Below are 17,790 nucleotides of genomic sequence, written 5' to 3'. Positions count from 1 at the left end.
GGGTCCGGCCACCCCCACGAGGAGACGGCGTCCCGTGGCCGGACCGCTGCCGTGTGGAATGCCGTCACGGCCGCCATCGGGGCCATCATGGGTCTGCTGCCGCACGTCCTGCACCACGCGACCCTCTTCGCCGGTGCCGCACTCGTCACGACCAGCGGAGGGAACCTTCTCTTCGGCGCCGTCGGTCTACTGCTCTCCGTGCCTCTACTACGCCGCCTGTACCGCCGCTTCGGTACGTGGAAGGCGCCGGCCATCGGCGTCGCCCTGTTCACCGTGATGTTCAGCCTGTCCGCATTCGTCATCGGGCCGGCCATAAGCGGCAACTCCCCAACCGAGACGCCGGAGCCCGCAAGCCCGACCACCCCGACAGAGCACACCACCCACCACCCCGGCTGAAGACGGCTGTCGGCTGGACGCCGGCGATGCAGACCGGTTGACGCCAGCGCGTCCCGGCCCCCGACACTGGTCCAGCCACCTTGACTGATGATCTGCTGCTGGATGGTCCGGCCATGCCCGCGCCCTGGCCGCCGGTACCGGTCTTGTGGCACCGACCCCTGAAAGGGGCATCCTTCTCCGCACTGACCGAGGAGGACAGGGCCACGGCGTCCCGCTGAAGGGCGAGCGCGGCCCCGCTGGGGCGTGTGCATGCGCGGGCGTCGAGCAGCAGGCGTCCTCTGTGCGGTCAGCACGCGGCGATGGGGGAGTGTTACCGCAGCGTGACCAACTAGCCTGCTTCGTAGTACTGTCACCGCCAGCCCGATCGAGCCGCGATCCTCGAACCCGAGGGCCTCGGTCGGGCTCCGCCGAGCCGATCTCGGTCGACCGATCGAGGCGGACCGGGGACCCATGTCCCATGGGGTGAATCCTGCGCGTCACGTCGACCGCAGGTAGGGCGTTCTCCTGCCCGAACCCGTCAGCTAACCCGGTAGGCGGCCAGGGAGAACGGAGCCCGTCGCCTTGGCGACCCTGCCTGCGCCACGCACCCCGGGACTCTCTGCGTCTCGCCGGGCCAGCACCCGCCCTCTACAGGCACGCCGCGTGTCAAGTACGGCGCTCGTCACCCTGGGGTGCGTGGTCATCAGCATGTTGCTCGGCATCCTCGGCTCACCCGCAGCCGCCGCCCCATCGGATCCGCCCGCTGAGGGGGCCGGCGACGTGGCTGCCGGGCAGTCCGCGCGTGACGCGGCGGCCGCCGAAGTCGAGCGCATCGAGCGGTTCGTCGCCCAGGCGGAGGAGGAGCTCGCACGGTTGACCGTCGAGGCTGAGGCGGCCACCGATGCAGCACGGCGGGCGCAAGCCGAACTCGCTACCGCACAAGCCTCAGCCGACAGCGCTGCAGCTGCGCTCCAGGCCGCCACCGCAGAGGTCAACCAGGCGCGCGTCGAGATCGCTGATCTCGGCCGGGAGAGTTATATGGGCACCGACGCCTTCGGCACCACAGCGGCGCTTCTTGATGCCGACGGGCCCGCAGAGTTCCTGCAGCGCGCGGTCACCCTCGACCTGCTGAGCGATGACCGCGCCGAGAGGCTCGCCGAGTTCCGCGTCATCGAGGAACAACAGGTGCGGGCCGAGGCGGCTGCCCAGGACTCCGTCGCCGAACGCGACGAGGCCGCCCGCGGCGCGGCAGAGGCCGAGGCCGCGGTCCAAGCGGACGTGGTTCGGGCGCAGGAGGCACACAACGACGCGATCGCGCAGCAGGCAGACTACGGCCGGCAGCTGCAGCAGGCCGAAATAGAACTTCTCCGACTGCAGGGAGTCGCAGACCCCGAATGGGCCTGGGCGCAGGGGATCAACGCTGAGAACGCCCGGACCGATGCGGCCATCGCCGCGAATGCAGCAGCGGCCGCGAACGGCCAGGCCGTCCCGCCGACCACCGGTCGCATCACCTCTTGCTACGGCGCGCGCTGGGGTGCCATGCACTACGGCGTCGACATCGCCGCGCCTATCGGGACGCCGATCTACACGCCGCAAGCGGGTCGCGTGCTGCAAGCCGGTCCGGCCAGCGGTTTCGGTCTGGCTGTCTACATCCAGCACGACGACGGCTCGATCACCGTCTACGGCCACATCAACGACTACTTCGTCTCCGCCGGCCAGCAGGTGTCCACCGGTCAGCAGATCGCCGAGGTCGGCAACAGGGGCCAGTCGACCGGTCCGCACCTGCACTTCGAAGTGCACACCGGCGGCCTCTACCGGAATCGGACGGATCCGATGGCTTGGCTGGCTGCCCGCGGAGTGTCACTGGGTGGGGGCTGCTGACCCGACGACGCTCCGAGCTCCGCGGAGTTGCGAGGGTCGGCGAGTCGTCCCACGTGCCGGGCAGCCGGGCCGAGCCGCCAGTCGCTCCTCAGAATCTCGCGAACTGGCCGCGTGTCACGAGGCTGGACCGGGCGCCCGGCGCAGCTGCGGGGGGATCAACTCCTGCACGCGCGGCAGGAGGCTAGGCGCGCACGTGGACAGCTCGTCCTGGAGGACCAGGAGGAGGGACAAGGAGCTGCCGTTTTCGTCGTCGATCTGGAAGCGGCCATCCGGGTGTCGCCGCGCGAAATCCAGGACCGCGGACACGTCCCGGTCCACGGCATCCTGGGATCGCGACACAGCGTCCTCGGCGCATGTCTCACCCAAGCCGTGCAGCGCGGCGTGGACGTGACTGACGTCGCCGTCGGGGACGCTGGTGAAGGTCGATTCTGTCGGGCGGGTCAGAAGGGTGGCCGGTGCTCGCTCGTCGTTCGGCCCCACGACGATGACAGCGGCCAGGAATCCGGCTAGGGCCAGGAGGATGAACGGAAGGGCGATCGAAACCCGCACAGGCAGCCGTCGGTGGCGGGGACCCGGAGTGCCGTCCGGCATCAGTGTGCCCCCCATCCGCTGGCCGCCTCCTGGAAAGGATCGCACTCGCCGGCTGGCATCCGGATGATGCGTGCGCCCCCGTACCGAGGTCTCGCGGGTGCCACTCGCGAACCGGTTGGGTTGTGAGCGTCGGTCAGGAGCCCGCGGCGCTCATCAGTACGCCGACTGCCGTCGCCAGCACCAGGAGTGCCAGGACCAGCGTGGTCACTCGTCCCCAACTGGTGGAGCGCGGGATGCCGCGCAGCGGGAAGAGGACCTGCCGGCCGGCGATGTAGGTGGACAGGCCGGCCACGAGAAGTAGGCCGTCGACCGGCGGGTCGAGGGACACGACCGCGACCAGCGCGGCGATAGCCACGGCCCCGGCCATCGCAGACTCCATCAGTTGGACGGGAATGCGGCGGACCCCGACCCGCCGATCCGAGGACCACACCCCCCAGCGGGAGGCCGTCGGCAGTCCCGCACAGCAGCCACCCAGCAGGCAGCCCAATCGGCCGATCATCATGCCGAACAGCAGTCCAGGGGTGGTCACGTCCAGCACCGCGCCGACGGAGATGCCCGCCCACCAGCTGCCCACGCCGAGTGTCGTCAGAGCGGCCAGTACGAAGCCCTGGACCGACATGCCGGCCCGGAGCAGTCCGCCCGGCTCGGCGCGATGTGTCAGCACGTAGTAGACCTTCGCCCCGACGAGCCCCGTCAGACAGGCCAGGAGCGACACCAGGAGCAGGCGTCCCACCGGCACCTGACGTTGCGAAGCCAGCAGGGCCTGGAGGACCAGGGCCACGACCGTCCCCAGTCCCACCAGGGAGGGCCACGCGCCGACCCTGACCCCGGGAGCCAGGACCCTGGCCACGGGCAGATAGCTCGTGTTCCCGGTCGTGGTCGCCGTGGGCAGCCGGAGGAAGGCCTGGCTCTTCAGACCGGTCGAGGCCCTCGGACCGTCACCGCGTAGCGGTGTCGCCGTCACTTTCCACTGGCCGGCCGAGATGCCGCTGATTCGAGCCGACAGTGCGATGCGTCCGCTGCCAGGAACCACCCGCTCGAGCGTGTGCACGACCTGAAATGCATCCCCGGTGGCGCCGGATCCGCCGACGCGGGCCCCGGTGAACCGCACACTGACGGGGTACGGCTCGTCGGCGGCCTCGGCATCGAACCAGTAGGTCAGAGCCAATCCCTGCGGCTCGAGGTCTCGCACCGGTTCGCAGGTCCACGACAACACCTCGACCGGGCCGACCGGTTTGTTCGCTACGAGCCGTGGGCGAACGGTGACAAAGCCTGCTTGCGCGCCGCGCGGCTCCGGGGGCGACCCGACACCCTTCCCGGTGCCGGCAGGGGGCGGGGCAGGGGTGGTGGGCGAGGACGTGGCCGGTGGAACTGTCGGCGGCTTCGCCGGGCGCCGTGGCACCGATGTAGTAAGCAAGGTCTCCGTCCGCATGGTGGCCAGTCGCTGCGTCGCCGGTTGCGGTGGCCGCGGCAGCGATCTGGGCGGTCGGAACGCGGACGGCATCTGCGCACTGCCGGGCGCCGCCTTCGCCACCTCGGTACCCGGCGCATCGAGAGGCGGCGGCTGCGCAGCTCTCTGAGGACGCGGCGCGCCCGAGGTCGGAGCTCCCCGCCTGCCCGGGGACTTGCCCCGTCGTGACTTGCCGGCCATTTGGCCCCACCTCGATCGGCAGCAGTTGTCGGACGAGCACTGCCTCGACTCGGGGACGGGGCAGAGGTCGGTATCTCCTCCGGGCCGGGCACCAGCAGGCCTGCTCGCGTCGCAGCGCAGCAAAGTCTACTATCAAGGTTAGTAGAGGCCTTGACGGTGGGCCCGCCCGCCGCATCACCCATCTGGAGCCGGTGTGTCTCCTGCAGCGCTCGCGTCGCTCTCCGACGCTCTGTTCTCCACCAGCATCGCGGTCTACTCGCTGGCGCTGGTCGGCTACTGCGCCGAACTCGCGTTCGGCCGACGCGCGCAGAATGCCGGCTCGGAACTGCAGGTGCCGGCGGCCGCCGCCGCGGGACGGCACAGCACTGCGGTCCTCGCCTCTGTCTCGGTCCCCGGGGTGGACCAGGAGCCGCGCGCCGGCCGGCCTGCAACGGTCGGACGTGTCGCAGTCGGCCTGACCGTCATCGCCGCACTTGCCCAGGCTGGTGTTCTGCTCACGCGCGGGCTGGCGACCCAGCGCCTGCCTTGGGGCAACGTCTACGAGTTCGGCACGGCGGTAGTCCTCGTGGCCGTTGTCACGTTTCTCGTTGCCGTCGACAGGGTGCCGGGTAGTCGACGACTGGGCGCCTTCGTCGTCGGACCTGCCGCCCTGTCCCTCGTCCTCGTCGGCCTTCTGCTGTATGCCCCAGCCGGCCCGCTCGTGGCCGCCCTCCGGTCGGCCTGGTTGGGCGTCCATGTCACTGCCGCGGTGCTCGGCTTCGGCACGTTCATGGTCAGCGGTATCGCCAATGCCCTCTACCTACTGCGCCTGCGCAGCGACGCGAGGCCGGCGGACACTGCGTCGGGCGAGGGGACGTGGCTGTCCCGGCTTCCCAGTGCCGAGACCTTCGACCGCGTGGGACACCGCACCGCCGTCTTCGGTTTCCCGATCTGGACCTTCGCGGTCATCGCCGGAGCGATCTGGGCCGAGAGCGCCTGGGGTCGCTTCTGGGGATGGGATCCGAAGGAAACATGGGCGTTCATCGCCTGGGTCATCTACGCCGCTTATCTGCATGCCCGGTCCACCGCGGGATGGCGTGGCCGCCGGGCCGCCTGGATCAACCTTGTCGGCCTGACCGCCATGATCTTCAATCTCCTGTACGTCAACTACGTCGCGACGGGGCTGCACTCCTACGCTGGCTGAGGGTTGTCAGGAGACGTAGGACAACGCCGTCATCATGCCGAGCTCGCCGTGGTAGATGTTGTGACAGTGGACGAGCCACTGCCCGGGGTTGTCTGCCTCCAGGTCCACCGTCACCGTCTGCATCGGCAGCACGTTGATCGTGTCCTTGCGCAGGCCCCGACCGGCTCGGTCGGCAACCGCGAAGGTGTGGCCGTGAACGTGCATGGGGTGGAACATCATCGAGCGGTTGCGCAGGGTGAGCCGGACCCGCTCGCCCGCCCTCATGTCGAGTGGCTCGTGCTCGCCGTACGACGCTCCGTTGATCAGCCACTGCCGGCCGCCGTCGCCCATCTGCAGGGACAGTTCGTGTTCCCGGTCGGGAGCGCGACGGTCCAGGGTCACGTCGTCCGTGGGAGACAGGTCGGCGTAGGACAACATTCGCCTCTCGAGCTCGGTCGGGCGGACGTCCGGAGGCGGGACCGTGCCGGACCCGGTCCGCAGGACCCCCGAGGCGGCCGGGTCTGGCTTGCCTTCGGGGACGGCGACGATCGGGAATGATCCGTCGCCCGCCGTGATGACGACGTCGTAGCGCTCGCCCATCCCGAGGATCAGGGTGTCGACCTCGACGGGTCGGACCGGGAATCCGTCGGCGTGAGTCACGGTCAACCGATGGCCCCCGACGGCGAAGCGGTAGGCGGTGTCGCTGCCGGCGTTGATGAGGCGGAGGCGGATTCGTCGTCCCGGCCGAGACCCGACCGTCACCGGAGCAGAGGGCAATCGTCCGTTCAGCAGGTGCGCGGGATAGGCGACGTCCCCGGTGTCCTCGCCCAACGGCGCCTCGGGATCGGCTTCCATGCCGCCCATCTCCATGCCGCCCATCTCCATGCCGCCCATCTCCATGCCGTTGCGCTTCAACATCGCCAAGACGTCGGTGGGAGAGTCGCCAAGGCCATCGGTCCAATCGTCGAGGACGAGCACGGCCTCCTCGTCGTAGTTCCCGGATTCAGCGGGATCCTCGACGATGAGGGGCGCATACAGTGCCGTGTCGAGCTGGACGCCGACGTGCGGATGGAAGAAATAGGTTCCCGGATGGGGGAGGACGAAGGAGTAGTCGAAGACGCTTCCCGGCTCGACGGCTGCCTGAGTGAGCCCAGGGACTCCGTCCATGTCGTTGCGTAGCGCCACGCCGTGCCAGTGGATGGTCGTCGGATCGGGTAGGCTGTTGCGCACGTGCACGTGCAGTTCATCACCCACGTTGGCCCGGATCTCGGGGCCAGGGACTGTTTCGTCGAAGGCCCAGGTCTGCACGGTCGTTCCACCCAGGTCGAGCGTCGCCGGAGCAACCCGCAATCGGCGTTGAACGGCACGCCCGGTCGACGTGCGTGCGGCCTCTGCTTGGGCGACCGCTGGTGAGCGGGGCCCGATCGGGGAGGGGGTGTCCTCGCCAACGAACTGGAGGCCGGCGAGGCCGCCACCTACCACGAGACCGCCGGCCGCGCCGAGTTGGAGGAAGCGTCGCCGGCTGAGGCGCGGTGATGCCATCGCAGGGCCCGCAGTCGGATCGGACACGTCTGAACTCCTTGGATCGACGGCATGTGTGAAGCCGTTGCTCGCCGCTCGGACTGGCGGTTGCGTACCTCTGTGCCGGTCCCGGCCGGCCGCACTCCTACTATCCTAAATAGTAGACGCTGCGACCGGCGCCCTGCTCGATACCGGCGCACCCATTGCCAGGTCGTGGCCGCGCCCGACCGGTCTTGGCTGCAGCGGCTCTGCCTGTCACCGCTCGGTGTCGCGCGGCCTCGAACCGATCCGTTGTGGTCGGGGTAGCCGGCCGCCTGGCGAGCGGGGCTGACGCCGGGATCCCCGGCACTCAGCGCCGGAGGGTTCACAAGCACAACTGTCAACTAAGTCGAATCGTAGTACTGTCGCTTCTTGTCCGCCGAGCCCCGTTCCTCGACCGAGGACCTCGATCGGACACCGCCGAACCGTCCACGGGAGACACCGTGGCGGACCGGGGACCCATGGATCCTCTGGGGTGAATCCTGCGTGCACCGAGCGCAGGTAGGGCATCTTCCGGCCCGAACCCGTCAGCTAACTCGGTAGGCGGTGAGGAAGGAACGGAGAGCCGCCCCCTGTGGCGACGCTGAATCAAGCTGCTTTCGCGGACGACGACGCCGCGAACATCGGAAACCACAAGCCCCGCGCGACCTCCTGGGCCCGGCGAAATCGAGCGCCGCTTCGCGTCGACCGCCCTCGAGTCGGCGCCCACGCCGGGTCGGTGATGCTGCTGACGGCCACGACCGCCGGGGCGTTCAGCTTGGCCGTCCTCCTGGCGGGGGAGCCGTCGGCTGCGGCAACAGCCAGTACGGGTTCGGTTGCCCGGACGACGAGCGTGGCCGACGCCCTCGGCGTCGATGCCGCCACACCCGCCGAGCAGCGGACTGTTCTCGAGCAGCTAACGGCCAGCCGTGCCCAGCGCGAAGCCGAGCAAGCGGCGGCCGCCGACGCCCAAGCGCGGGCTGAGGAGGCCGCCGCAGCGGCTCGCGCGCAGGCCGAAGCGCAAGCAGCGGCCGAGGCGGCCGCGGCCGCTGAGGCGGCCCGGGCAGCGGCGAGTGGCCCAGCCGATGCCGAGGCGGTGATGCCGATCGACGGCGCCCGACTCACGAGTCCGTTCGGGCCGCGCTGGGGCACGCTGCACGGCGGAGTGGACCTTGCCGCGCCGATGTTGACGCCCGAGTACGCCGCGATGGACGGAATCGTCCTGGAGGCCGGCCCGGCCTCAGGATTCGGGCAGGCGGTCTACATCCAGCACGAGAACGGTGACGTCACCGTGTACGGCCACATGGAGGAGATCCTCGTATCGGCCGGACAGGTCGTCCAGGCCGGCGAGACCATCGCATTGGTCGGGAATCGCGGCCAGTCCACCGGGCCGCATCTGCACTTCGAGGTGCGACTGGGAGGACTCGGGGGGGATCCGGTCGATCCGCTGGCTTACCTGCGTGAACGGGGCGTCGACGTCTGATCCCCGCCGCGCGCCGTCAGAGGGTGATTCCCTGTTCGGCGAGCCAGTCGAGCGGGTCGACCCGCCGACCGTCGAGCCCGCCCGCCCAGACCTCGAAGTGGAGGTGAGGGCCGGTCGAGAACCCCCGTGAGCCCACGCGAGCGATCAGTTGACCGCTTTCGACCTCCTGGCCGGCCTCCACGAGCACCTGCTCCATGTGGCCGTAGACGGTGACGTCGCCGTTGAGATGCTGGATGTAGATGACGTTCCCGTAGCCGCTGGCGGGGCCGGCACGCAGGACGGTGCCTGCGGCCGCCGCGTACTCCGGCGTCATCATCGGTGCGGCGATGTCCACGCCCCAGTGCATCTCGCCCCACCGCATGGCGAAGGCGGTGGTGAGGGTGCCGCCTAAAGGCAGCGTTCGCCGCTGTGCTTCTTCAGCCTCCCGGGCGGCCCGGGTGACGCGGACGTCCTCGAGGCGCGATGCCGCCGCCATCAGTGCGACGTCCCGTCGGGGATCGGTCTCCTCGGCGAAGCTGGCGCCCCCATCAAGACCGAGCCCGTGCGTGGCCGCGAGCACCGACCTGTTTTCCGTGGTCGGCGCGGACTGCGGCCACAGGCTCATCAGTGCGGCGCCGACGACGGCGGCGGTCAGGAGTGCCGGCCCTTTCCCCGCCATGGAGGGCGGTGGCTGCAGACGTCGACCGGTCCGCCCATGACTTCGTTGACCCGGCTTCGATCCCGGGGCGCTGTCCCTGGACACGCACTGTCTCCATCCCGCCTACTATCTGACCTCGTAGACGGTAGCGGTCGCCGTGCTCGTCGCTGGGCAGGCGCGCTGATCACGTCGTGGTGTTCCGCTCCCCGTCCGCAGCGTCGCCGAGGTCGTCGAAGAGCCCGGCCACGAACTGCTGCACGTCGTCCCATCCGCCGCGCGTGAGAACCGCGGCGGAAGCCGTCGATCCCGGCGGCCCCGACTGGCCCGTGCCCATGGATCGTGGCTCGAGACGCACGAAGACTCGTTGCTGCCGGAGGAGCAGGTTCGCGACCAGGCCGACGAGGATGAAGATCGCGCTGATCAGCACGGCGATCTGTGCGGGATCGTGGGACACCTGCAGGGCCGCGAACTCGCGGTAGCCGTCGAAGCGGATGGTCGTCCCGTCATCGAGGGTGGCGCTGTCCCCGACGCGGAGGTTCGCCGATCCGATCCGCTCCAGCGCCCCCAGTTCGATCTGTCGTCGGTCGAGCGAGTACACCGACTGGGGCGCGCCGCTGTTGAGGCCCAGGTACCCGCGGTAGGCGAAGAGCGCCACCTGTGGGTTCAGGGGGCGGGCGTCGACGGAGGTGAGAACCCCGTCGGTCACGACCCCGGTGGGGGCGAAGAATCCTTCGATGGCGAACCCGTCCCCGCTGCCGTCGCCCAGGTCGGGCAGCTTGACGACGCCCTGGCTGCCGAACGTGCGGTTGTCCTCGGGCAGGAACGGCGCCGACAGCTGATCGAATGTGCGCCCGTCCGGCAGCGTGATCGTGAAACTGGGAGTGAACCCGTGCCCGGTGACATACAGGCGGTTGCCGTCGAGCCGGAAGGGGTCGTTCACTCCAATCGTCACTCCCTGGGTCGACGCGCCGGGTCGCTCCTGTACGCCGATGTCCGCGGTGAAAGAGGCCGGGGTGCCGTCGGGTTCATAGGTGGCCCGGAAGTCGTCGAGGTCAAAGCAGAGCGGGCTCAGCGTGTCCTGGTTAACCAACGGCCCAGCGGTGTATTGGTCGTACTGCTGGAAGGAGTTGCAGAATCCGTTTCCCTCGGTGACGAGGACGTTGCCCTCGTAGCCCCACATCTTGCCGGCTGCCAGCGACAGCAGCATGGCGAGCAGTGCGAGATGAAAGACCAGGTTGCCGGTCTCCTTGAGGCGGCCGCGTTCGGCCGCGATCGTCACGCCGTCGGCCGTCTGTTCCTGTCGCACGCGGAACCGCTGGGACTTGAGTCGCCGCGACAGAAGCTCGCCCGCCGCCGGCGGGTCCAGGTCGACGTCTCGCCTGGTGTAGTCAGGCAGTCGGTGCAGGTGGCGCGGCGTCGGCGGCGGGCCCTGTCGCAGCCGCCGGCCGTGCTCCAGGCACCGCGGCAGCAGGCAGCCGACGAGGGACGTGAACAGGAGGAGGTACACCGCGGCAAACCATGGGCTGGCGAACACCTCGAACATGCCGAGCCGGTCCAGGATCGGCGCGAGCGCGGGGTGGTCCCGGAAGTACGTGGCCACCGCACTCGGCGACAGTGAGCGCTGCGGCAGCAGGGATCCGGGCACGGCGGCGATCGCCATCAGGAAGAGCAGGATGATCGCGGTCCGCATGCTGGTGAGCACCCGCCACCAGCGGCGAGCCCGGAGGATGGCGCGCACCCCGGGCCACGGGCGGGCGGGCGGCGGCGGTGCACTGCGGTCCTGTACGTCGGTCATGCCCACCGCCCGACGAACGGCGCGCCCGAGCTGTGTTGCGCCACGTCCGGCGCCCGCTCTGACTCGGCGGCTCTCGAGGGCAGGGCGGCCACGCTGCGCTCCTTTGCTCGGCGACGACGTGCCAGGCGGCCGCGCAGGACTCTCCGCGCCGAACGCGGCAGGTGCGGCTCACGTCGACCGAACTCTACTAGTTGCCATAGTAGTAACACGGTCGCCGCCGCGAATCAGGTAGGCGGGCCCGATGTCCGGCCGCCGCTCCGACGCCGGTGGCGCCCGGACGGTGATACGCGCCCGGGCGTCAGCGGCAGCGGCCGCCCATGTTGACCCCGCGGGCGGCCAGCCAAGGGATCGGGTTCGTCCGCCCCTGGTACATCCCGCGTGTGTGCACCTCGAAATGCAGGTGGGGGCCGGTGCTCTGGCCCCGGTTGCCGACTTCGGCGATCACCTCGCCGGCGGACACACGCTGACCCGCGGTCACGAAGTAGTCGTTGATGTGACCGTAGACGGTCACCGACCCGTCGTCGTGCTGGATGTACACGGCAAGGCCGAACCCGGTCGCCGGGCCGGCGCGAACGACCCGGCCGGCCATGGGGGAGTAGATCGGGGTACCCGTGGGAGCGGCGATGTCGATGCCGTAGTGCATCGTTCCCCATCGCATCTCGTAGCACGTCGTGAAGTAGCCGCTGGTCGGCGCCACGGCGCGTCCGGCCCCCGGCGTCGGGCTCGGGGTCGGAGACGGCCCGTCAGAGTTCTCCGACTCCCGTGCGTGAGCGGCGGCCTCGGCAGCGGCCCGCGCCGCCGCCGCCGCAGCTGCCGCCTCGGCGGCGGCGCGGGCCTCCTCCTGCTGCCGCCATGCCTGATAGGCGTTCCGGGCGCCCTGGAGGTTGAGCAGGTTGATCTGGGCCTCCTGAAGTTGCCGGTCGTAGGTCGCCTTCTGGGTGACTGCCGCTTCGTAGGCTGTCTGCGATGCGGCCATCCTCCTCTCGGCCGCAGCCTGCGCCTGGGCGGCGGCGTCTTCTGCCTCATCGCGGTCGGCAACGGTGGCCCGCGCCGCTGAGTCAGCGTTCGCCTGTCGGACCTGGGCCACCTGCAGGCCTTGGAGGGTGGCGGCCCGCTGCACCCCAAGCAGCTCCAGCGTCGCCGCCTGCTGCAGCATCTCTGCCGGCCCGTCGGCATTCATCAGCGCGGCCACTCCGGTGAGGGTCGCACCGCGCATGTAGCTCTCCCGCCCCAGCGCGGCCACGTTCGAGCGTGCCTGTTCGACCGCTGTGCGAGCGGCCTCGAGCTCGGCTGCCGCGTCGACCGCTGCCTGCTGTGCCCGCTCCAGTTCTGCCTGAGCCACCAATTGCGCATCGGCGGCCGCCTGGGCCTCGAGGGTGACGCGCTGCAACTCGGCTTCGGACGAGGCGACCAGACCGGCGATGCGCCCTACTTCCGCGGCGGCGGCCTCCTGCGCCACCTGCGCGTCGGTTATTTCCGCGTCGCTGGGATTGGCCGGTGCGGCCATCGCATGCTGGGAAGGGAGTGTTACCAGCGCCGCGGTCAGGGCGGCCAGTGCGACCAGACGTCCCGGCGCTGCGGCCCCACGGGGACGGCGACGGACAGCCGTTCGGGGGGAAGCGGGGCGTCCCGGATGCCGGGCTGTCGTCTCGGCGACGGTCGTGTGGGGCACGCGCATCGGTCGGTCGACCGTGGTCTGACGGCCTGCGGCTGCATTCCGCATGTCACGCTCCGAGTCCGGGAGGGTGCGCGCAGAAGAGCGGCCCCAGCCTACTAATGTCCTTAGTAGCTTCGGCTGGGTGGGGCTGTGACTTGAGTGGAAATCGGGATCGGTGAGGTGGGAGTGGCTTGCCGGTCGCGCCCGGCCACCCTCAGAAACCGACGGGCGTCAGCCCCTGGCGTCACTCCGCTCGGACGGCGTCAGGTCGCCGGCCGAAGGGGGTGTCACGACACGGTCGACAGTAGGCCTGTCCGGCGGAGCGCCGTCCACGGCTTGCGCGATCGGCGTGCGTGGCGGGCGACCGCCCGGAACCGCGCAGGCGTACTCGTTCCTCAGTCGCCGCCTGAGAGTCCACAGCAATCCCGCGATCGACAGGACGGCCAAGACCGGCTGCAACGGGGCCCAGATGGTCATCGCGCCGGATACGCCGAGCGTCGCGACGACCAGCTTGTTGCAGACCGGGCAGCCGACGGCGAAGGCGGCGAGCAGCCCGCCGCCGGTCGCTGCCGTCGCGCCGTTGCGGGCCGCCCGGTCTTCCGGTCGCCGGATATAGGTCGCTGCCACCAGTCCGCCGAGCACCGCAGTTGCCAGCCAGACGGGGTAGTTCCACCACAGGACCGGCGTCATCCGGGTGTACAGCGGCGTCGGCATCACGCCCGTCGGCACCCCGACGGCCAGTAGGAAGACGACGGTCGCCACGACGGCGGTCACCACCCGCCGAGACGGCCACTGGGCCCGCAGAACTCGGGTCACCGGTATTCGATCGATCATCGGGGCTGAGAGGACTGGTGCACCATCATCGCGGCCCTTTCTCGTAGGCCGCCGCGGGCTCGTCCGATTCCCACCCCCGGCCCGCCTCACCGGAGACGGCGGCCACTACTGGGAATAGTAGACCGGGAGGTCAGGTGACGACGCAGCCGACCACGTTGAGGGTCAGCCAGCCGGCCGCTCCGGGCAGCAGCAGGGCAGCCAGAGCCACCACAGCGCAACCGGCCAGCCGCATCGCGCGATGATCACCCACCCGGTCCGCGCTCAGTCGGGACAAGCGCGTCTGGGTCAACCGGCCCGCCATTCCCAGGCCCAGTGCGGGAGCGGGGTGCCCGCTGAGTCGACCCAATGCCTCGCGGACAGCTGCGGGACCGCAGCGGCGGGCCGCCTCGGCGTCGGCGGCCAGTTCGACCAGGTCCTTGATGACGGACGGGGCGGCGCGCAGCAGCGGCACGATGGGCAGCGCCGCCGCCAGCACCTCGACGACCGCGATCAGGGCGTGGTGACGGCCTCGTAGGTGTGCCCGCTCGTGCTCCAGCGTGGCCGCTACGGCCGCCGGGGTCAGCTGGTGTCGCAGTGAGTCGCTCATGACGATCAGACCCGGCCGGCCGCCGATCGACATGGCCAACGGTCGGTTGTCACGGACCCAGAGGGGGTCGGCCGGACTCGAGCCGGCGGCCAGGAGGCGAAGCTGCTCCAGATGAGGAGCCCGCTCCCGCCGGCGCCGAAGCCGCGCGCGGACCGCCCAGCCCAGACGGAACAGGATGGCCGCAGAGCCCACGACGCCGAGTGCGGCGAAGGCTTCGCGCCATCCCGGCACGTTTCCCGAGGAGATCGCCGTCCAGCAGCCGCCCGCCAGCCCGAAGATGCCCGAGGCAGGATGCTCGTCGGCCGGAAGCGCCAGCAGACTGATCGTGGCAACAGCCGAGACCACCAGGCCGACGGTGGACAACAGCCAGCCGGTCAACAGGACCGTCGGGTCGATCCGCCGGTCCGCCAGCCACAACAGCGTCCGGTGGCCATGGACGCCGACGACCATGCCGCCCATGAGGAGTGCAAGGGCTGCGGTCATGACAGCGAGTCGCGCCGAGCCAGCCCGTCGCGAAGAACGGTCGACTCCTCCTCCGAAGCGGTCTCGGCGAAATACAGCAGCACCGAGCGGGGATCGTCGGCCGCATCCAGGATTTCCCGCAACGAGGCGGCCGCCGCCCCCTCGCGGCTGACGGTCGGCCGGTAGTTGTAGGCGCGGCCGGCTGGCTCTCGGACGACCATTCCCTTGCGGTGGAGGTTGCTCAACACGGTCATCACGGTCGTGTACGCCAGATTCCGTTGCGGCGGCATCTTCTCGAGGACGTCTCGTACGGTCAGTGCCCCGTCGGCCGACCACAGGACGTCCATCACGGCAGCCTCGAGCTTGCCCAGGCGTGGCATCGGCGCTCCCTCAGGTCGGCTCTCTGACGCAGTCTCCGGAGCGTGTCCGGCGGCATCCGCGGGGTCGAAGCATACTGTGCCGAGTAGTAGGCGCGGCGTGGCAGTGGCGAGGATGAGCCCCCGCCGAGTGACCCTCGAGGGTCAACCGCTTGGCCCGGCGCCCGCGGTCAGGAGTCCTTCAACAGCTGCACGAGTGACGCGAGTTCGGCGCTCGTCATCTGTCCGATCTGCCTTCCCACGATGCGCCCGGCCGGGTCCACGGCCAGCGTCACCGGCAGTCCCGGCACGCCTAGTTGGGTGAGCAACGTGCCCTCGACATCGACGACGCTCGGGTAGGTCACGCCCGTCGCCGCCGCAAAGTCGGCTGCCACCGCCGGCTCGTCACGCGTCACGACGCCGAGAAAGCGAATGTCCTGCCCGTGCTCGGCGAACGCCTGTTGCAGCAGCGGCATCTCCTCCCGGCAGGGGGCGCACCAACTTGCCCACAGGTTCACGACGGTCGGGCGCCCGGTCAGCGAGGAGAGCGTGACCTCCGGGCCGTTCCCAAGGCAGGGCAGTCATAGGGCGGGCAGCCCGCCGTCGACGGTGTGCGCCCCCTCCCCGCTCGGAGCCCCGCACGCGGCCGCCTCGACGGCGGCTTCGGCCGCAGGTCCATCGAGGTCGGGCTGGCTGGTCGCCGAGGAGCTGCAGCCGGCCAGCGTGAACACGACCACGCACCCTCGTGCATGACGACGGCTCGTCAGCCGGGCGAGGGGAGTGACTCTGGCACGCCCGCTCCTGCCGGGCGGCGCCGATCATTGTCGGCGCGGGACTGGACGACGCGCGGCGTCAGGCAGGCCGGCGAGTCAGGCGTCGCCCTCGAGGTGACCGAGGTCGGCTGAGAACCCGGAAGGTCTACGGCCTCTTTGGGTGGCCTTACGGGCCGGCCGCGGTGGCGGTGCGTCGGTGGCCCTGCAACTCCTGCTGCTTGCTCCAGCCGTACCTGGTCACGCCCTTCGGCTTGTACACCGACAGGACCAGCGCGATCAGCAAGACCAGCAGTCCGCCGATGGAGTGGGGCAACGTTCCGGAGAGTGCGCCCGGGTCCGAGGAGCCATCGGCGGCTCGCGCCAGTGATGTGATCGTTCGACTCTGCACCAGCAGGACAGCAGTCGCGATCAGGGTGAGCAACAACTTCGCCAGGACCCAGTAGTGGCGGAACAAGCCCCAGGGCGTGCCCAGGCCGTGGACGACGCCGATGACCACCGAGGCGAGTGCCAAGGGGATGATCGCCGCCCCGGCAATCATGTCCATGGCGAGATATGCAGCGCGCACGCGGTTGGCATCGCTGCTGGCAACCGCCGTGACATCCAGCGCGATGTAAGCCATCACCGCGCCGAGCCAGCCCACCGACGTCACGACGTGAGCCGCGAGAACTGCCTTGCGCAGCCGCGGTGGCATCGTCATTCAACAGTGGCCGGGGCGACCGCCCAGGTCGTCGCCGCGCCGGAAGAGTAGCCGTCGAGGGACATGTGCCGCCCTGGTCCGTGCTGTCCGGCGATGCCGGACAGCTGAAGGATGAGGAACACCAGCAAGAGAATGCCGATCGCAATGCTGGTGACCTTTACCCAACGGGGCATTCCCGGGGGCGACCGTCGGTCGGTCTGCGTCTCCGGGTTGCGTGCGTTGGGTTCGGCCATAGCCGCCCTCCGATGGCGTGCGCGCCCGCTTGGTCCCTTGGTGGGGCAGAGTTTATCGAGACAGTGCGTCCTGATAAAACCATACTGTCCTGCAATCGTCGCACTGTATCCTCAGGCGCGTGCCCAGGCTGTGGCAAACCACCATTGACGAGCATCGCCGCAGTGTCCGCGGGGGAATCCTCGACAGCGCGTGGGCGCTTGCCGCTGAGCGCGGGCCGCTGTCCGTGACCATGTCGCAAGTCGCCGACGCGGCCGGCATCGGCCGGGCCACCTTGTACAAGTACTTCCCGGACGTCGCGTCGGTCCTGGTCGCATGCCATGAGCGGCATGTCGCCGCGCATCTCGAGCAGCTGGCTCAGCTGCGGGAGCGGGGGGAGGGGCCGGGCGAACGACTGGCCGCGGTGTTCAACGCCTACGCGCGCAATGTCCATCATCGAGAGCGGCACGGCCCCCCGGAGATGGGGGCACTACTACATCGGGACGAGCACGTCGCGGTAGCGCAGCGGGAACTGCTCGACCTCTTCCGGGGGCTGCTCCTTGATGCTGCGCAAGCGGGCTTGGTCCGAACCGACGTGCCGCCGGAGCAGTTGGCGACGTACTGCCTGCACGCGCTGGGCGCCGCAGGCAGCTTGCCTCCGGGAGATGCGGTGCGCCGGCTCGTCGAAATCACCCTCGCCGGGCTGCGGCCCTCGGCGGACGGCTCCGGCGACTGACGAACTCGATCGTTCGGCCGCCCCTCCCGTTCGTCCGGCTCCCGGCGAGGGGCCTCCCCCACGAGGGCGATCCTCCTGCACGGCGTACCCGGGTTGTCGTCACCAGCCTTGCGCTACGACGACGAGACCCGGAGGGGGCAGACGCTGGCGCGGAGATCGGCCACGGCGGCAGGCGCTGGCGGTGATCGGCCACGGCATTGGGGTCGGGATGCCCAGCGGCACACTCCTTGGGTAGTTCGCGACCTGCGCAGACTCGCGTCACGGCCTATTGCTAGGCGGGCCGCTTAGTACTACCCATGCACCAGCAATCAAGCTCTCTCGCGAGATGGCAGTGGGAAATGTTCCGTGCGACAGCTGTGCTTGCT

At 70.0% G+C, this 17,790-nt stretch carries 18 protein-coding genes and 2 riboswitches; of the genes, 5 read left to right on the top strand and 13 right to left on the bottom strand.

What is annotated here, in order from left to right:
- The first annotated feature begins 51 nt into the window (after positions 1-51).
- Both ABD644_RS08020 and ABD644_RS08015 read left to right on the top strand, forming a co-directional pair.
- Positions 52-396, top strand: a complete 345-nt coding sequence (locus ABD644_RS08020; protein WP_344688235.1) for a hypothetical protein — start codon at positions 52-54, stop codon at positions 394-396.
- Positions 397-791: 395 nt separating this feature from the next.
- Positions 792-946: riboswitch (cyclic di-AMP (ydaO/yuaA leader) on the top strand.
- A 125-nt stretch (positions 947-1,071) separates the two neighbouring features.
- On the top strand, positions 1,072-2,256 hold the full coding sequence (locus ABD644_RS08015) for a peptidoglycan DD-metalloendopeptidase family protein (protein ID WP_344688234.1): 1,185 nt from the start codon (positions 1,072-1,074) through the stop codon (positions 2,254-2,256).
- Positions 2,257-2,370: 114 nt separating this feature from the next.
- Here the strand turns inward: ABD644_RS08015 and ABD644_RS08010 are convergent, their stop codons facing one another.
- Together ABD644_RS08010 and ABD644_RS08005 are read right to left on the bottom strand one after the other, a co-directional pair.
- The gene (locus tag ABD644_RS08010) at positions 2,371-2,805 is read right to left on the bottom strand and encodes a hypothetical protein (RefSeq protein ID WP_344688233.1); all 435 of its coding nucleotides are present in this window, start codon (positions 2,803-2,805) and stop codon (positions 2,371-2,373) included.
- Positions 2,806-2,980: 175 nt separating this feature from the next.
- Positions 2,981-4,039 (bottom strand): prolipoprotein diacylglyceryl transferase family protein, encoded by a 1,059-nt coding sequence (locus tag ABD644_RS08005; protein WP_344688232.1) that lies wholly within the window; start codon positions 4,037-4,039, stop codon positions 2,981-2,983.
- A gap of 652 nt (positions 4,040-4,691) precedes the next feature.
- On the opposite strand from ABD644_RS08005, the gene ccsB reads away from it, so the two are divergent.
- The gene (gene ccsB / locus ABD644_RS08000) at positions 4,692-5,681 is read left to right on the top strand and encodes a c-type cytochrome biogenesis protein CcsB (protein WP_344688231.1); all 990 of its coding nucleotides are present in this window, start codon (positions 4,692-4,694) and stop codon (positions 5,679-5,681) included.
- A gap of 6 nt (positions 5,682-5,687) precedes the next feature.
- Here the strand turns inward: ccsB and ABD644_RS07995 are convergent, their stop codons facing one another.
- On the bottom strand, positions 5,688-7,229 hold the full coding sequence (locus tag ABD644_RS07995) for a multicopper oxidase family protein (RefSeq protein ID WP_344688230.1): 1,542 nt from the start codon (positions 7,227-7,229) through the stop codon (positions 5,688-5,690).
- 399 nt (positions 7,230-7,628) lie between these two features.
- Positions 7,629-7,781, top strand: a riboswitch (cyclic di-AMP (ydaO/yuaA leader).
- A 13-nt stretch (positions 7,782-7,794) separates the two neighbouring features.
- Here ABD644_RS07995 and ABD644_RS07990 point away from each other — a divergent pair.
- Positions 7,795-8,682 (top strand): M23 family metallopeptidase, encoded by an 888-nt coding sequence (locus ABD644_RS07990; protein WP_344688229.1) that lies wholly within the window; start codon positions 7,795-7,797, stop codon positions 8,680-8,682.
- Between the two features lie 16 nt (positions 8,683-8,698).
- Here ABD644_RS07990 and ABD644_RS07985 read toward each other — a convergent pair whose 3' ends face one another.
- The 10 genes from ABD644_RS07985 to ABD644_RS07940 form a co-directional block, all read right to left on the bottom strand.
- Positions 8,699-9,340, bottom strand: a complete 642-nt coding sequence (locus ABD644_RS07985) for a M23 family metallopeptidase (protein ID WP_344688228.1) — start codon at positions 9,338-9,340, stop codon at positions 8,699-8,701.
- A 163-nt stretch (positions 9,341-9,503) separates the two neighbouring features.
- Positions 9,504-11,114, bottom strand: coding sequence for a cytochrome c biogenesis protein ResB (resB, locus tag ABD644_RS07980; protein ID WP_344688227.1), 1,611 nt, complete (start codon positions 11,112-11,114; stop codon positions 9,504-9,506).
- A gap of 298 nt (positions 11,115-11,412) precedes the next feature.
- Positions 11,413-12,621 (bottom strand): peptidoglycan DD-metalloendopeptidase family protein, encoded by a 1,209-nt coding sequence (locus tag ABD644_RS07975; protein WP_344688225.1) that lies wholly within the window; start codon positions 12,619-12,621, stop codon positions 11,413-11,415.
- 381 nt (positions 12,622-13,002) lie between these two features.
- Positions 13,003-13,533, bottom strand: coding sequence for a hypothetical protein (locus tag ABD644_RS07970; protein ID WP_344688224.1), 531 nt, complete (start codon positions 13,531-13,533; stop codon positions 13,003-13,005).
- 202 nt (positions 13,534-13,735) lie between these two features.
- The gene (locus ABD644_RS07965; protein ID WP_344688223.1) at positions 13,736-14,674 is read right to left on the bottom strand and encodes a M56 family metallopeptidase; all 939 of its coding nucleotides are present in this window, start codon (positions 14,672-14,674) and stop codon (positions 13,736-13,738) included.
- The gene (locus ABD644_RS07960) at positions 14,671-15,033 is read right to left on the bottom strand and encodes a BlaI/MecI/CopY family transcriptional regulator (RefSeq protein ID WP_344688222.1); all 363 of its coding nucleotides are present in this window, start codon (positions 15,031-15,033) and stop codon (positions 14,671-14,673) included. The genes ABD644_RS07965 and ABD644_RS07960 overlap by 4 nt, the downstream gene beginning before the upstream one ends.
- A gap of 167 nt (positions 15,034-15,200) precedes the next feature.
- Complete coding sequence (locus ABD644_RS07955; RefSeq protein WP_344688612.1) at positions 15,201-15,590, bottom strand: TlpA family protein disulfide reductase; 390 nt, start codon at positions 15,588-15,590, stop codon at positions 15,201-15,203.
- Complete coding sequence (locus tag ABD644_RS07950) at positions 15,591-15,746, bottom strand: hypothetical protein (RefSeq protein WP_344688221.1); 156 nt, start codon at positions 15,744-15,746, stop codon at positions 15,591-15,593.
- A gap of 202 nt (positions 15,747-15,948) precedes the next feature.
- Positions 15,949-16,479, bottom strand: a complete 531-nt coding sequence (locus tag ABD644_RS07945) for a hypothetical protein (protein WP_344688220.1) — start codon at positions 16,477-16,479, stop codon at positions 15,949-15,951.
- Complete coding sequence (locus tag ABD644_RS07940) at positions 16,476-16,712, bottom strand: hypothetical protein (protein WP_344688219.1); 237 nt, start codon at positions 16,710-16,712, stop codon at positions 16,476-16,478. The genes ABD644_RS07945 and ABD644_RS07940 overlap by 4 nt, the downstream gene beginning before the upstream one ends.
- Positions 16,713-16,831: 119 nt before the next feature.
- On the opposite strand from ABD644_RS07940, the gene ABD644_RS07935 reads away from it, so the two are divergent.
- Positions 16,832-17,425, top strand: a complete 594-nt coding sequence (locus ABD644_RS07935) for a TetR/AcrR family transcriptional regulator (protein WP_344688218.1) — start codon at positions 16,832-16,834, stop codon at positions 17,423-17,425.
- Positions 17,426-17,790 lie beyond the last annotated feature (365 nt).

The sequence above is a fragment of the Blastococcus jejuensis genome (assembly GCF_039534705.1).
GTDB lineage: Bacteria > Actinomycetota > Actinomycetes > Mycobacteriales > Geodermatophilaceae > Blastococcus_B > Blastococcus_B jejuensis.
The sequence above is the reverse complement of the archived record's forward strand: the minus strand, read 5'-3'. Positions and strand labels throughout refer to the sequence as shown.